The following is a 16,416-nucleotide window of genomic DNA, read 5'->3' on the forward strand; positions in this document are numbered from 1 at the left end:
CGATTATATAACAGACCCTTAAGTAAGATAAAAGTTCTTATATCATAGATATTACCGACATTTAGTACAAACTGTTACTTGCTTTGATATTTAAAACACATACACTTAAGTTATAATTTTACACTAATTATTTCACAACGTTTTTTTTACAACTTTTACTCGAAGGTACGTTTGATGAAAAATACAAAAAGCCTTATTCGTAAGTCACACCTATTGGGCACGAAAATTCGAAATTTACGTAAACGAAATAATTTAACGATGGAAGATTTGTCTGCGCGTTGTGTACGAATTGATGCAGAACTTGCACCTTCTGTGTCTTATTTATCGATGATTGAAAGAGGTAAAAGAGTCCCAAGTGCCGATATGCTTGAGGTTATTGCAAACGTTTTTCAAAAAGAAGTCGATTGGTTTTTAGATGATGTTCCAGAAAAAGGTGATATTACCCCGATAAAAGGAAATAAAGGTGGTATTAAAGGAATGCCTCTGGAGCCAAGCTTTCTTTTTTCTAATGATATTCTTCAAATAGCAATCCCCGAAATGCTATCGCAAACAGGTATTAGTGGTCGTCAATTTGCACACTTGTTAATCAGAGCCCATCAGGAATTGCACCAAAATCACTTTCCTGATTTGGAACGAGCAGCAGAGGAAATAGGGCACAAACACCTTGGTTATTCTGCAGATGACTTGATGAATATTGCAAAAAGTGTTGGTTTAAAAATATCTTGGTTTACTCAGCTGGCAAAACGCACCGTTGATGATTTAGGTGTGTCGACAAACACCTTGGTTACATCTTACTTAGAGCCGCCTAATCAACTGCAATTAAACAAGATCCTCTTGGACTATCCATGGCGCTTGAAATACGATTTAGCCGTGCATATAGGCCACAGTGTCCTACACAACCAAGACGGATTAAGAAGTACGCTAACTGCAGGCAGAACGCGTTTCGATATCATGCCTGAAGATCCAAATAATATTCAAGAATCATCAACTGTAAATGCGCAAGATATTTTGCATGCTTGGCGTGATTTTGAATCCAGTTTTTTTGCTGGTGCTTTATTATGTCCAAAAGCTCCTTTTAGGCAATTATTAGACAGCAGCGGTTATGAAATTGATGTCCACAAAAAAGTGGGCGTGTCTGCCGCGGTTGCCATGAGAAGAATGACGGCTGTATCGCCTTATCGACATTGGCATTATTTTGATGCATATGCGCCAGGCAAGCTAAAAGCTGTTTATCGAGGAAATGGCATTCCTTTACCTTGGGGAAATATGCGCACAGTAGAAGATCCTTGTCAGCACTGGGCGGTATTTAGGATGATTGATGCGCCGATATCTGGAACATCGGCACAAATATCCATACTGAATGTTGATAATGAACCTCGTATATACTGTTGCGAATCTACAAGTGTTAAAGATATGGCCAACAACAATCATGTTTTATGCACAGGGATAGACTTAAACCCAGCTATAGAAGCGCAAGGTTCAGACGCCAAGCAACTTGCTGAAGACCTCAAAAAGGTATGTGTATCACAAGGTGGCAGCGCAATTATTCCTAGTAGTATCAAAAACAAACTTTCTAGTGTTTCTAAAATACTTAATATTAATTGGGTAGAACGTGGCATCGAGTCAGACGCTAGGATGATTTGCTCAAGAGGTAATGTTTGTCCACGCCAACCTAGTTGTTACTCATCTGGTAGCACGTGTGCAAATTAATAATTCAATAATCGACGATAATACTATTATTATTACTCAGGCTATAAGGCCATAACATGCATAAAAGCCATATGAATTAGTACGTTCAGCGTTTGCATGCATTTTATCCACCTATAATTAAATAGCGTATAATGTATATTATGTTAAATTAATTATTATCCCCATTTAATCCACATTGTTTGTTGTTTACCCTACTCTTTGTGAATATCTCGATGATATTGAAGCTAAAGGTATTTCAGTTAGAGATGTACTAAAAACAATTGCTTGATTTCTTAGTAACGAATCTAAGTGATACCAAAGGTTCACAATCTCGTTTCCGCAACGAAGCGAAACGTTACCTTCTGTTGAAGATGTGAAACTTTATATTGATTGGATATGGAATCCTCCAAAGAGCTTAGTTTCTGATACACCCATTTCCGGTCGCTTCAAAAGCAGGTCGAAATCTGACGTGAGAATTGTTAATAATTACAGTAAATATACAAGCTAGTACATCATCTTGTTTAGCAGTATCTTCTACTGTAGTATCTCTAGATAATTAAGTATTGGCATGCTGTTTTGTAGCAGAAAAAGGACCTGTTTAATCATGCGGAAAATAAAGTATTTGTTGTTTTACTCACTACTGTCATTCCATATCACTACCAGTGCAGATTCCTCAGATTTAAATGACATAAAAGTTATTGCTATTGATGGTATCGAAGCTATTGAGAGTATCGAAGCTGTTCAGCTTACTAGAGTTGATAAAGAAGCAGCTCAATTGTTACAAATGGCCGCAATCAATGGAGATTCTTTCGCCCAATACAATCTAGGGTTAATGTATGGTAATGGTCTTGGAGTTGACAAAGATGATAAAGAATCCATGAAATGGTATCGCATGTCAGCAGAGCAAGGTTTCGCCGAAGCTCAATTACAAATGGGTATTATGTACAGTTATGGTATAGGTGATGTAAAAGACTACAAGGAAGCATTGAAATGGTTTCGTATGTCGGCAGAAAAAGGCAATGCAGCGGCTCAATATAGTCTTGGGGTTTTTTATGATGAGGGTCAAGGGGTTTTAAAAGACGAAAAAAAAGCATTGAAATGGTATCGCATGTCAGCAGAGCAAGGGTTTTCAGATGCTCAGTTCAACTTGGCAGTAATGTACAGTACTGGAACGGGTACCTTGCAAGATTACAAAGAAGCTGTAAAGTGGCATCGCATGGCGGCCGAGCAAGGTAATGGAATGTCTCAATATAATTTAGCAATATTGTACGCAAAGGGGCAAGGAGTTGTAAAAAATTATATTAGTGCATACTCTTGGGCTAATATATCAAGGAACAATATGGGAAACGAGGCAATGGACGGAATCTTCCAATTTCTGAATGATAAAATGACAGTTGGCGATGTTTTAGAAGCTCAAGAGTTGTCCAAAAAATGTTTGGACAGTGATTATAAAGACTGTGAGTGAGCATTACAGGCTGGCTCTTCGAGGGACCGATAGGGCCAAACTATTCAAAAAAGCTAATGTCAATGTTTAGTGGAGCCTGTACAATAGGTCAACTCTATTGAACCACTTTTCCTATTAGAATCAATAGTTTATGTCTATCTAGTTAACAGGTGTGCTCTGATATTTCAACGAATACGGCAACCTAAGCCCAAACTATGTCTCTTTTATCAATAAGGTTTACAACTAAGCGTTCTTAAAACAGTATCTGTAAGCACCAAAGCCAAAACAAAGTGTCGCTAAAATAAGGTCTGCTACAACAACAAAGTAAAATATTGGACTTTCCGAATCAAATATTGTGCCCCTTAGAGATACTTTCCCTGCTTTTAAACAATAGAATGCAAGCATGAATAAAAACGCGCCGATTAACATTAAGACCAAGTCTTTTTTTTGTCCCATTTTATAACTTATAATCCAAATAACTTATCGTTCTTCTTTATCATCTACAATGTCCGTTACTAGACCGGCAGTTTGTGATGCACCTTCTGATACAGCCTTCTGTGCAATTTCTTCCAGACCCTGATTTTCGCAAAGTTTTAGGTTTTTAGCTAATTTGCTGTCGAGTTTGGAAGCAGCGGCGCTTGCTATTTCTTCATGCTCATCATAGACCGTTGAAAGGACTACTGGCAAGACAATCGCAGCGACCACTATTGGAGGAGTTGGAATTTGACCTGTTTGAACTGTCATTTTAAAAAATTCTGGACGGCCTAAATTATCTGCTATAGCTTTGGGGGCTCCTTGAACATGTTCTTTCGTTATTTCTTGTCCCTTCATTTCATTCGGCGCATTCGTACCTTACTACGCCAAAAATAGACTTGTAAAATCATATGACTGTCTTCTGTTTGGATCTACAAACTTATAGGGGGTGTTGTTGGCATATGCATACCTGTAAAACCATGGATTTCATTTTGAGTGCTAAATTGCGAAACAGCATCCACCGGATCATTTGAGTAAACCGCCCAATCACTGGATCATAATATCGTGCCTGCACATAGCTTAACCCAATACTAGTATCAAATTTGTGACCCGTATAGCCTACATCATCACTTTCGCCCTGAATACTACTAACAAATGGCGTTGTATGCTGCGTACCACTTGTGATCGCTTGTATATTTCCTACCCTTGCTGTTAGTTTAATAACTCCCCTACTTCTTTAGAAACAGCAAAATATTTTTTAGTAATTAATGTAAGGTGTAAAAAAGACAACTTAATAGCGTAAAAGTACGTCCTAGATAAATGGGTCACTCCACTTCACCTCTTCAGCAACACTTTGGTCCGTTAACGTTTTTAAAAATGCAACAAGCGCTGCCTTTTCGGTTTCAGTGAGATTCAAGCGCACTGGCTCTCCTTCGCCATCAGTTAAAGCCGGGGATAAAGTCGGATGGGCTTGTATGCCACTATTATAGTGTTCTACCACATCTTCTAAACTAGCAAATCTTCCATCATGCATATAGGGCGCACTTAATTCGATGTTTCTGAGCGTTGTGGTTTTAAAGCGCCCTTCAAACACAGGGTTATTAAACACCGCACCGGCACCTATATCTGTTGTAATTTCGTCTAAACCATTGTTTTGTGGTCCGGGGTTAGCACTTACAAAAGCCTCTGTGGTATGACAGCCAAAGCATGCACCGCCCCCATTAGGAATGGTTCTGAAGAATATATTCTTGCCCATATTTTCTTCGTCAGTAAAGTTTGTAAAATTACGTCCCGGTGCTGACGCTTGCGCCCGCCCTTCGTCGTATTTACTAGAAAAACTGACAATACTTCGTATAAACTGGGCTAGCGCTCTTGCTATTCGCTCGCTACTCACTTGGGTGGAGCCAAAGGCGTTTTCAAAAAGCTCATCGTAATACGGCTGCGCTTCTACAGTCGAAATAAGCTCCTCTAACGACATTCCCATTTCAATTGGATCTTGAAATGGCATAAGGACTTGTTCTTCAAGTGTACTTGCTCGTTCATCCCAAAAAAAACGACCACGCTGATAAAATAAGGCATTTATTAAAGTCATAGAATGACGTTCAGTTCTACCGCCCTCAAAACCAAGGCTTAAGGAAGCATCGTCAGAAAATGCCATAGATTGTTTGTGACACGATGCACATGCAACTGTTCCGTTGGCACTTAGTTTTTTATCATAAAAAAGTACACGACCTAATGTTGCACCATCGTTAGTGGTCGGGTTGTTATCTGGAGTGTTATCAAGACCATTAATAGATGTGGGCAGTGTTTGTCCATCTGGTTCAACAGTGAAGTGTTGTGGTAGATTTAAATTTTCATAGTCAAACACAACTTGGGGTAAATTAATTTCGCTTACTTGCTCCGGCAATTCTTGGCTAATAGCATTTTGAATATCGTTGTCTTGCTCAGTGTCACCAGAACATGCTGAAAGCAACAATAAGCTGCAGACATAACACATTACCTTAATAGAATTATTCATCTTTTACACCAGTTGAGGTTAAAACACATGCAATATAATAAAGGTAACGACGTAAAGATGTTTAAGTGTAGTGTAAAGTTTTGTAAAGATGACAAAGTATGCTTTGTGTTCGATTTTGACGGTGTTGGCTTAGTCTAAATGTTTAATATCGTCTATCAATCCATCCCAAATACTTTGTGCTTGTTTTCTGAAGTACCCCATGTGCCCTATTTCCTTTAAATTATAGTCACTTGGATCTAGGTTTTTAGTTTGTAGCTTTGCTTTTGAATAGTATGAGAAAAAAGCATCTCGAGATGCCGGTTGCGCCCATAAGTCATCAATTGCTGTTACTGCGTTTAGGGGCTTGTCATATCGTTTAAATAAGCGCTTCATTTCATCTGCGCAGCTTGGGTCGTCAAAGAAATAGTGTGGATATGAACACCATTTTTTCCATTGCTCAAAAACATCTTTTGGTAAGTTTTCTCCCATACCTAAAAATGACCAATGCAAATATCCTTTTACTCGCACAATAAGTGGACCAATCACATTCCATAATAATTTAACTTTAAGGCGTTCGATAAAAGGCATATAACCATGAAATCCTGAACCGCTACCATAGGTAAATGCTGCGTCTATATGCTCAATGTTTGGCAGCAGGCCTAATGCATGCCCTCCATATGAATGACCTATTAAGAGCAACTTTAGATCTGGTCTTGATGATTTTCTATATTCATTGGCATGCTCTACTACAGCGGCTAAATCTTTGCGCCCCCAATCTGAATAATGCATTTTCAATTGTTTGAGTGATTCAACCGATGATTGACCTACCCCTCTGTAATCAAGGGTGAAAACTTCAATTTGATGGCTAGTTAAATAATCACAAAACCTTGAATAAAAACCCTGTGGCACACCAGTTGCGCCAGCAACCACCACAATAGCTTGTAAAGGCTTATTTGTACGACATTTGTAATGATGGGCACCGATTACCATGCCATCGTTTGTATTGATAGAAAATGCTTTACATAAATTGTTCATTAGTTTTTATTAGTGTTCAGTCATACTGCAATATAAAACGATAATAAATGCTTAGTCATACACTTAGCAAAACAAATTTTTGATACTTAGGCTAAGTATTACGATACAAAATTAGTTTTGATTAAAAAGCTGTAATAAATGTAAATAATTAATGACAGTTTTGATCAAAACTGTCTTGTAATTTGTATATAAGGCATCAATTATTGTTCATAACAAAATGGTGTACTTGGTGTCTTATATACGTTTGTTTTTTATAGTATTTTTAATCTCACTACCTTTGATTTTGAATACTTCACTTGCACAGTCCCGTGGACCTAGTCAACCTACTTTAGTAATTACGCAAAAGGTTGAGTTTGAAGCAATTGAAACATCATTAGAAGCTGTAGGTACGGCCCAAGCTAGAAGAGCCGTAGACATCTTTCCCGCAGCTTCAGATCAAGTCATATCAGTTGATTTTGTTCCTAGTCAAATGGTAGAGCAAGGCCAGACACTGCTAACACTGGATAGTCGCCGTCAACGTGCTTCACTTCAAAGAGCGAAGATAGAGCTTGAAGATGCAAAACGAAACGTCGAACGCTTGGAAGCAAGTAAAATAAGAGGCGCATCTACTCAAAGTGCATTAGATGAAGCTTTAACCATCAAGGCATTAGCTGAAGTAGCGGTTATCGATGCTCAAACTGACCTCGATGACAGATTAGTCACTGCACCTTTTACAGGTATAGTTGGCTTTACTGATGTTGAGGTCGGCGACCGAATTGATACCAACACGCTTATTACAACCATCGATGACAGGCAAAAGCTATTTATTAACTTTACCGCACCTGAATCTAGCCTGCAGGCATTGAATGCCAAAAATGGTGGCGTTACAGTGCAACCTTGGAGTAATAGAAGCGTCACACTAGACGCAACAATTGAACAGCTCGATTCAAGAATCAATCAACAAAGCCGTTCTATTCGAGTGCGTGCTATTGTTGATAACTTTGACGATGCGTATTTGCCAGGCATGAGTTTTCGCGTCAACCTCAGCGTAACTGGAGAGAAGTATGCGGTTGTCCCTGAGTCAGGGCTTTCGTGGGGAACTGATGGTGCCTATGTGTGGAAAGCCATTGATGGAAAAGCCTACAGAACCGGTGTACAAATAATCCAAAGACTTCGTGGCCGGCTATTAGTAGAAGGTGACCTTTCTAGTGGTGATGTGCTTGTAATTGAAGGTATTCAGCGCTTACGTCCGGGTCAAAATATCAGGGTCGATGCAGTAGCATCTAACCCAACTGCTTCACAGGATAGAGCCTAATGAGTTTGCAATCATCTTCTCAAAAAAAGCAAAAATCAATACTAGCCAAGTAAATGACTTGCCGTCATTAGCTGTGCGCAGGCCAGTATTGACCGTGGTCCTTAACTTGTTAATCATCATTGCAGGAATTGCGTCTCTAGCCGGTTTAGAAGTACGTGAATTACCGGATGTAGACAGACCGATGCTAACTGTCTCAGCAAGTTTTCCAGGTGGTTCGCCAGAAACCGTAGATACTGAGGTTACTAGTCGTCTAGAAGGTGCTATTGCTAGGGTCAGTGGTGTTAAGTCAATTAGAGCAAGTAGTGAAGAGAACTCGTCCAGAACGCGCGTAGAATTTAGACCAAGGTATTAATATAGAAGATGCTGCTAATGAAACGCGTGAGGCGATCAGTCGAGTGCAAAGAGACTTACCACCAGAAGTTGAACGACTTGCCATCATAAAAGCTGATAACGACGCACAAGCGGTAGTTGAAATCGCAATCGCAAGTGATGCTATGAGTTTAGAGGCTTTGACAGAGGTCGTTGAAACAGATGTAGCGCCGCTATTTTTAAGTATCCCAGGTGTAGCCGATGTTCGTTTAAACGGAAATAGAGAACGCGTCCTTAGAGTCATTATTGATCCCCTGAGGTTAACTAGTTTTAATTTATCAGTAACTGATGTTGCCAATGCATTGCGCTCCGCTCCGTTTGATGTGCCTGCAGGTAGCCTGCGCTCTAGCGACCAAACACTTATTGTGCGAGCCGATGCCACTTCGATCACCACACAAGAAGTACAAAATATTATTGTCCAAGGCGATACTAGAATAAGTGATGTTGCCAGTGTGTTTTTTGGTCCTTCAGATGCTAATAGCATAGTCAGATTAGATGGTCGCCCAGTAATTGGATTGGGTGTACTGCGACAAGCCAGCTCCAATACCATTGAAATCTCTGATGAAGTTTTATCGATGATAGAGCAATTGGAGCTTCGTTTTCCTGAGTTAGATATATTTTTAACATCTGATGATGCAGAATTTATTCGCGGATCAGTTGAGGAGGTAATAACATCCCTGCTCTTCACTATATCACTTGTTGTTTTAACACTTTGGGTGTTTATAGGTTCAGGTCGCGCAACCATAGTACCAGCAATGGCTATACCGGTATCATTAGTGGGGTCACTGGCAGTTATTTGGATGTTAGGGTTTTCAATTAATATATTAACATTGTTAGCGCTTGTGCTAGCAACGGGATTAATTGTTGACGATGCTATAGTTGTATCCGAAAACATTCAACGTCGCAGAGCTGGGGGTATGGGCTCTCGAGCTGCCGCGGTGATTGGCACCCGCGAAGTATTCTTTGCAGTCATTGCCACAACTGCTGTTTTAGCTGCCGTTTTTATTCCCATTGCCTTTTTACCATCTACTGCCGGACGACTTTTTAGAGAATTTGGTGGGGTATTAGCGACCGCGGTAATCATTTCATCATTTGTCGCATTAACACTTGTTCCAGCGCTTACAGCCAAGTTGCCCATTAAGTCAAAAAATACCCACTTTCTTGAAAAGTTTGGAAATAGCTTAAGTAGTATGTATCAACGCTCGTTAAACTGGAGTTTACGCTGGGGTGTTGTCGTGGTGGCATTGAGTCTACTGACTGCTGGGGGCGCTTCTTATATTTATCAACAAATAGACAACGAACTATTACCCACAGAAGATCGAGGTATTGTCCGTGTTTTTGCGAGAGGACCCGACGGAGTGGGGATCAATTTTATGGATAGACAAGCCATACAAATGGAAGATGCTTTATTGCCGTACGTTGAATCGGGGGATATAAAATCAGTATATACCGTCGTTGGTCAGTGGGACCCTAACATTGTGTTTATTCGTGTCCCGCTCGAGCCGTGGGACAAAAGGAGCCAATCGCAACAAGATATTATTGATAAATTACGTCCAAAAGTAGGCGCCATTCCAGGTGCACCCGGCAGAGCTTTTGGTTCAAACAGCCTTAACCTTAGAGGACAAGGTGGTGGCATGGAATTTGCCATTACAGGTGACGATTATACAGAGATCTTTGAAGCTAGTCAGATTTTGGCTCAAGAAATAGAAAAACGCTACCCGGAGCTAGGCCAAGCTGATATTTCGTATCAACCAACACAGCCTCAGCTTCGAATCAATATTGATCGAAGACGTGCCGAAGAATTGGGGGTTTCCTTTTCTGATATTTCCAGCACCTTAAGAGCCGCGATAAATGGCGACGATGTTGCCGATTTAAACGTAGGCGACCAATCGATCCCCATTATATTGCAGGCGTCAAACGTCAATTTAAGCAACCCTTCTGATCTAACCAATCTATTTGTCTCGTCAGATAACGGTGGTTTAGTGCCGCTATCAAGCCTAGCTTACATTACCGAAGAAGGTGTTGCTGCTGAGCTAGAGCGTCATGCACAAAGACGGGCAATTGAAGTTGAACTTGACTTGGCAGACGATATTACAATGGAGTATGCCGTTGAAAACGTTCGTGAGCTGGCAATAGAAGTGTTGCCGGATAATATGGGCATTGTATTTTTAGGCGAAGCTCGCACCTTTCAAGAGACTTCAAACCAAGTGATGTTGACTTATGTATTAGCATTTATTGTAGTCTTGCTTGTATTAGCTGCGCAATTTGAATCGATAAACAGCGCAATAGTAGTAATGATTACCGTACCATTTGGCATTGCCGCTGCGATTTATGCCTTATTTATCACTGGGACAAGTATCAACATATATTCGCAAATAGGCTTAGTCATGTTGATTGGCTTGATTGCAAAAAACAGTATCCTACTTGTGGAGTTTGCAGATCAGATGCGCGACAAAGGACTGGATGTTAAAGATGCAATCTTAGAAGCAGGTAAAGTGCGGCTGCGCCCTATTATGATGACCTTAAGCTCGACTGTTTTAGGTGGTTTACCTCTTATCTTATCTACAGGTGCAGGAGCAGAAGCGCGCAACGCGATTGGTTGGGTTGTATTTGGTGGTTTAGGAATTGCCGTTATTTTCACTTTATATCTGACTCCTGTTGTGTATTATGCACTCGCACGATTCAGCAAACCAAGAGCAGATCAAGCCGAACAACTAAATAAAGAGCTTGCGTTAATTGAAGATAGCCAAAACTAATAACAAGCTTCAATCTACGAAATGGCTATTGCCTTGCGATAGCCATTGCCATTTCAACGCCCTTAAGACACTATTACCCTTCCATTAACAACACTCAATAGCTTGTTATTCACAAGTTAGGTCTTTATTAAGGAGAATGGCTTGGAGTTGTTTGTCATTGTTGGGCTTTTATTAGCCTTAGTGCTGCTTGTTGGGAGCATTCTATCTTTTATTAATTTAGGCAAACTCGGTCGACTTGAGCGACAAGTTCACCAACTGTCGATGCAACTGAGTCGCTTGCAAACATCAAGTGCTAAAATTACTCTTGTCTCAGCCTCCAAAGCCAATGTTTCTGACGACACCACTACTGATAGTCGCGATGCCATCATAAGTAACACTTTAAGCGATGCAATTGAAAATGATAAGTCACCTTCAGCAACCTTTGATATATCAGAACAAATGGTTAAAACACCTTCGCTACCAAGCTCACTAGAGCCAAAGGAAAACAAGCCTAAGTCTACACCGTCATTTAACTTGGAAACTTTCTTACAGGGAAGCGCTCTTTTATGGTTGGGAGCCGTTATTCTTGCTTTGGGCGGAATATTTCTGGCCAAGTATAGTATTGAAGCGGGTTTATTCCCGCCAGGCTTACGTATCACACTTGGCGCTATTTTTGGTGTTTTGTTGGTGGGTTTAGCGGAGTTTCTTTTCCGACACCCCAAACGATTTAATATTAATTCAAGTCTAATCAGTGCCTCTTTAGCAAGCGGTGGAGTAATTACTTGTTTTGCTATGACATTTGTCGCATTTGATTTCTATGCTTTCTTATCACCTTTAGTGACATTTTTTATATTAGCTATCATAGGTATTGCAGCAAGTTGGTTGTCGATTCGGTATGGACCGATCTTAGCGGCTATTGGTGTGTTAGGCGCATACATAGTGCCGGCTTTAGTTAGTACAGGCAATAATGATATAAATAGCTTGTTGGGATATGTTGCCTTAGTCACCCTATCTAATATTTTAGTTCATGCTAGGGTTCAAGCATTATGGTTATGGGCTTTGACCCTACTTGGTCACACTCTTTGGCTATCAGCAGCAATCTTTGTAAGTATCGATTTAGGTGAGCATAGTTTTGCCAGCGCAATTTTACTGTTTAGTTTATTTACAATTTATGTTTTTGTTCTGATGCCTATTATTGGCCCACGTTTAGAAGGGTTTAATGAGTCCGCACTTGACGTACGAACACTTTTATTGCCAAGAAAAGAGCAGCTAGGTGTAATTATTCCCTTTATCGCTTTGGTCTTCTTTAATGCAGCGCATGGCTATAGCGCATTTTTAATTATCAATATAGTGGTTTTTGCATTAGTGTTTTGTATCGCAGCATTTAGACACAGTGCATTTGACACATGGCCGTTTTTAGCACTTGCGTTTGTGTTATTTAGTTATTTTATGATGCCTTCACAATATGACTATTTAGACAACCTATTTGTATTTACTAGCGGATTTTTATTAGTTCAAGTGTCGGCCATCATCTGCATCCTATATGCATTGTTGATGCTTAGGTATTTCCCAGCTCGTAACGCGTTTAATTTATTCTTAGTTATCAGCCCATTGCTGCTTTTTGGCGTAAGTTATGCTGAATCAGATACAGCTGCTGGCAAGTATCTTTATTCAACTTATAGTGTGGAGCTTGCTTTAATTGCTAGTTTGTTTAGCTTTTTGGCAACACGTAGCAATATAAAGATACAACAAATGAGCTTTTTGTTACTAGCGAATGGCTGTATCACACTTATTGCGACAATCTTACTCGATACCAGTATTTTAAGTTTAAGCTTAGCTATTCAAGTCAGCTTGATGATATATTTGAGTAACAAAATGCAAATAAGCCTACCGAACTGGATTGTCAAAATTGCACTAGGATGCGTACTACTTAGGTTAACGATAGCGCCTTGGTTATCTGATTATGCGCAAGAAACAATATTAGGTTTGCCATGGACGATGCTTATTTACCCGCTTGTCATAGGCTTAATTTATTGGTGTGCTAAGCAATTAAGCAGTCCTGATCTGAAGCACTGGTTTCAAGGCGCGTTATTGCACCTAATCGCGCTTTTTGTGACAACGCAAACCAGTTATTTGCTGGTAGGAAATTATCCATCGTTTGATAATTTAACTTACATCGAGACAGTGGTGTTGTCCTTTAATTATACTTTGCTTGGGTTTGTTTATTTGTATAAAGGTTCAAATAGCTCATTACAAGCGTTATATCGGACGTTTGCGTTTATATTGTTGGCTGTTAGTGCATTTATGCATCTTGATATCTCGTTATTCAACAATCCATTTATCAGCGAACAAGCAACAGGCTCTCATCCCCTTGCTAACTTATTAGCATTGCAATGGCTACTACCCATAATACCTTTGATTGGAATATATTATTTTAGCTTGGTTGATAAAAACCTTGGCCGAATATCGATGGGGCTTGCAGGTGTGTTTTTTACTTTTTATATTAACGCTATTATTCGCCTGAGTTTTAACGATGGCATGCAACTAGACACATTTAGTATTCAACAAAGTGAGTTATATACTTACTCTATTGTTTGGCTATTAATAGCCTGTTTAGTTATTGTTTTGGGGCAGTACATAAAGACACCTAACATACACTTTAATCATTCAGACACGCTCAATAAAATTGGATTTAGCATTTTATTTGTTGTTGTTTTAAAAGCGTTTATTATTGATATGGCTAATTTAAGCGGCTTATATAGAGCATTATCATTTATTGGACTTGGGCTTTGTTTAGTTGCAATAGGCTGGTTGTTTCAACGCTTTACTACAATCCAAAAAAACGATAATCAAAGCAAGCCATCTACTTAATATAAGTGTATAAATTAGTATTACAAAAAGAAGAATATCACAATATGTATGACGTAATAATTATTGGTAGCGGTTTTGGTGGAATATCTGCCGCGCTGTCATTACAAAAGAAAGGCATTAGCAATTTTATCATTTTGGAAAGGCGTGAGTTTGCTGGTGGAACGTGGCTACAAAATTCCTACCCTGGAGCAGCAGTTGATGTGCCAAGTCCTTTATATAGCCTAACAGGAAAGCCTTATCCATGGTCTCATCTTTTTGCCAAACAAAACGAGCTAGCCGACTACACAAAAAACACCATCACTAATGCTAAGTTAGATTCCTTAATCAAGGTCAATAAAGAAGTCAGTAGAGCTAAATGGTGTGATACGTTTTGGGAATTAACACTAAGTACTAATGAAACCCTTCGCGCCAAGATTATTATCAACGCTACAGGGCCACTAAGTACGCCAGTTGTTCCCCATTTTGAAGGCTTAGACTCATTTGAGGGAAAAACCTTCCATACCAATAACTGGCAACACGATGTTGATATACAGGATAAAAATGTAGCCATCATTGGCAGTGGTGCAAGTGCCGTTCAAGTAATACCGGCAATTGTTAATAAAGTAAAAAATCTGCATGTATTACAACGTACACCTCACTGGGTTCTGCCAAGAAACGATTTGGCATTTACTGAAAAATTACGCCATTTTTTGGCACTAAGACCCATATACACCTTGATCAGGTGGTTCATATATTGGGCTATGGAGTTACGCGTAATAGCATTTAAATACAGCGATAAGGCACTGAATTTATTAGCAAAGCGCCCTGCTCTTAAACATCTTTATAAACAAGTATCTTCAAAAACATTACGTCAGCAACTGACGCCAGACTTTACCATTGGCTGCAAACGAATTTTAGTAAGTAATACCTACTACCCTGCACTGCAAAAACACAATTGCCATCTTCATGATAAACAAGATAGTCTTATACGGTTTACCAAGACTGGGCTTCAGTTAAAACAATCGGGTGAGCTTAAGGTTGATGTCGTTGTATTTGCAACAGGCTACGATGCAGTCGATGCAATGGTATCGTATGAGGTTGAGGGGCAAAATAACATTTCACTATCCAAGCAATGGTCTGAATATCCAAGGGCTTATTTAGGCACTTCGATACCTAATTTTCCAAATTTTTATGTGGTAACTGGGCCAAATACCGGTATTGGTCACACAAGCGCCCTCTTTGTCATTGAATCTCAATTGTTTTATATACAAAAGTGCGTTGATACCATACTTAAAACAGATGTAGCTTCGCTGCAGCCTTCGGTTCAAGCTGAAAGTGCGTATACTGAAATGATTCATTCTGAGATGAAAAAAACTGTCTGGCATCGCGGTGGATGCAATAGTTGGTATCAAAATGCAGATGGCAAAGTAATTGCCATGTTTCCCGGTTTTAGTTTTGTTTTCAGGCGATTGTGTAAAGCATTTAAATTAAACGATCACGTAATTGATGAGGGGCTGTAATGATTGTTTTTGGTTTGTTTATACTACTTGCACTGCTATATGTACTGTTTATTTCAAGCAGTAAAACGATGGGTAAGTTTTTATATGCTTTTAACAATAAGGTGGAGAGAAAAATAGCGAAACTATCACCACAACTATTGTCAATAGAACACGCCCCATATTCCATATTGAATAACAATAACCAATCTAAGCCTTATCTGTTTTTGCTTCATGGCTTTAGTGCAGATAAGGATATTTGGCTTAAATTTTGTCGACATGCTAGTTATCATTACCATCTTATTGTGCCTGACTTCATGGGACATGGTGATATCCCATATGACGCTCGCACCAACTACAGCGCGCGTGAACAAGCCAAGTATGTAGCAAAACTAATGCGACATTTGGATAATGGTAAACCAATGCTCATAGCAGGAAATTCTATGGGCGGGATGGTAGCTGCATTACTTGCTAGCGAGCATGCTAATAGCTTACCGAATCTTCATCATACTTTTTTACTAGACCCTGCTGGGGCAAAGACGGAATTTGCAATTCAAGCACATAAAGAAAATATTAATCCCTTTTTACATCGCACTCAAAATGAAGCAATCTCTTTCGCAAAGCAAGCCATGTCTAAGCCGCCTTATATTCCACCCAGTGTAATGCATTACGTTGCACAGCATAACTATCTACAAAAATTTGACCAGCTATCCCATATGTTTAAAGACTTTTTTGATATTGAAGAGTTTTTTAACGAGAAACTGAATGTAAAAGGCGACATGATTACTATTATTTGGGGGAAAGAAGATGCACTTTTACCTGTGTCTGACTTAGATAAATGGGCGCAACTAATTGATGGAGCATCAGTATCAATTATCAATGATATCGGACATATGCCCATGGTTGAATCACCCAAACAAACATTTACCTTAATGTTCTCTAGTTATACTTAAGTATTGAAAACTTTCTAGCAAAACGACACATATCTGCTAATCTAATTGTTAAATCCATGTAAACATGATGTTTGATGGTGT

At 39.4% G+C, this 16,416-nt stretch carries 12 protein-coding genes; 8 read left to right on the forward strand and 4 right to left on the reverse strand.

Translation table 11 applies throughout. From position 1 onward, the window contains the following. The first annotated feature begins 174 nt into the window (after positions 1 to 174). Entirely contained in the window at positions 175 to 1,710 is a 1,536-nt protein-coding gene (locus tag ACZ1G6_RS07120; RefSeq protein ID WP_472618656.1) for a DUF3612 domain-containing protein, read from the forward strand. A 583-nt stretch (positions 1,711 to 2,293) separates the two neighbouring features. After that, positions 2,294 to 3,154 carry a tetratricopeptide repeat protein gene (locus tag ACZ1G6_RS07125; RefSeq protein WP_472618657.1) on the forward strand — a complete coding sequence of 287 codons (861 nt, stop codon included), beginning with the start codon at positions 2,294 to 2,296 and terminating at the stop codon, positions 3,152 to 3,154. A 459-nt stretch (positions 3,155 to 3,613) separates the two neighbouring features. Here ACZ1G6_RS07125 and ACZ1G6_RS07130 read toward each other — a convergent pair whose 3' ends face one another. The 4 genes from ACZ1G6_RS07130 to ACZ1G6_RS07145 all read right to left on the reverse strand — a co-directional run bounded on the left by ACZ1G6_RS07130 (position 3,614) and on the right by ACZ1G6_RS07145 (position 6,638). Continuing rightward, positions 3,614 to 3,964 (reverse strand): hypothetical protein, encoded by a 351-nt coding sequence (locus ACZ1G6_RS07130; RefSeq protein WP_472618658.1) that lies wholly within the window; start codon positions 3,962 to 3,964, stop codon positions 3,614 to 3,616. Positions 3,965 to 4,046: 82 nt separating this feature from the next. Then, positions 4,047 to 4,328, reverse strand: coding sequence for an RHS repeat domain-containing protein (locus tag ACZ1G6_RS07135; protein ID WP_472618947.1), 282 nt, complete (start codon positions 4,326 to 4,328; stop codon positions 4,047 to 4,049). Between the two features lie 90 nt (positions 4,329 to 4,418). Continuing rightward, positions 4,419 to 5,624 carry a cytochrome-c peroxidase gene (locus ACZ1G6_RS07140; RefSeq protein ID WP_472618659.1) on the reverse strand — a complete coding sequence of 402 codons (1,206 nt, stop codon included), beginning with the start codon at positions 5,622 to 5,624 and terminating at the stop codon, positions 4,419 to 4,421. A gap of 129 nt (positions 5,625 to 5,753) precedes the next feature. Next, complete coding sequence (locus tag ACZ1G6_RS07145) at positions 5,754 to 6,638, reverse strand: alpha/beta hydrolase family protein (RefSeq protein ID WP_472618660.1); 885 nt, start codon at positions 6,636 to 6,638, stop codon at positions 5,754 to 5,756. A 217-nt stretch (positions 6,639 to 6,855) separates the two neighbouring features. Between ACZ1G6_RS07145 and ACZ1G6_RS07150 the strand changes: the two genes are divergently transcribed. The 6 genes from ACZ1G6_RS07150 (at position 6,856) to ACZ1G6_RS07175 (ending at position 16,335) form a co-directional block, all read left to right on the forward strand. After that, positions 6,856 to 7,932 carry an efflux RND transporter periplasmic adaptor subunit gene (locus ACZ1G6_RS07150; RefSeq protein WP_472618661.1) on the forward strand — a complete coding sequence of 359 codons (1,077 nt, stop codon included), beginning with the start codon at positions 6,856 to 6,858 and terminating at the stop codon, positions 7,930 to 7,932. 58 nt (positions 7,933 to 7,990) lie between these two features. Beyond that, the gene (locus tag ACZ1G6_RS07155; protein WP_472618662.1) at positions 7,991 to 8,284 is read left to right on the forward strand and encodes an efflux RND transporter permease subunit; all 294 of its coding nucleotides are present in this window, start codon (positions 7,991 to 7,993) and stop codon (positions 8,282 to 8,284) included. Positions 8,285 to 8,327: 43 nt separating this feature from the next. Further along, positions 8,328 to 11,057, forward strand: coding sequence for an efflux RND transporter permease subunit (locus ACZ1G6_RS07160; protein WP_472618663.1), 2,730 nt, complete (start codon positions 8,328 to 8,330; stop codon positions 11,055 to 11,057). A 141-nt stretch (positions 11,058 to 11,198) separates the two neighbouring features. Continuing rightward, positions 11,199 to 13,907 carry a DUF2339 domain-containing protein gene (locus ACZ1G6_RS07165; RefSeq protein WP_472618664.1) on the forward strand — a complete coding sequence of 903 codons (2,709 nt, stop codon included), beginning with the start codon at positions 11,199 to 11,201 and terminating at the stop codon, positions 13,905 to 13,907. Between the two features lie 44 nt (positions 13,908 to 13,951). Then, positions 13,952 to 15,406 (forward strand): flavin-containing monooxygenase, encoded by a 1,455-nt coding sequence (locus tag ACZ1G6_RS07170; protein WP_472618665.1) that lies wholly within the window; start codon positions 13,952 to 13,954, stop codon positions 15,404 to 15,406. Continuing rightward, positions 15,406 to 16,335, forward strand: a complete 930-nt coding sequence (locus ACZ1G6_RS07175; RefSeq protein WP_472618666.1) for an alpha/beta fold hydrolase — start codon at positions 15,406 to 15,408, stop codon at positions 16,333 to 16,335. The genes ACZ1G6_RS07170 and ACZ1G6_RS07175 overlap by 1 nt, the downstream gene beginning before the upstream one ends. Positions 16,336 to 16,416 lie beyond the last annotated feature (81 nt).

Source organism: Glaciecola sp. HA4-3 (assembly GCF_055693685.1).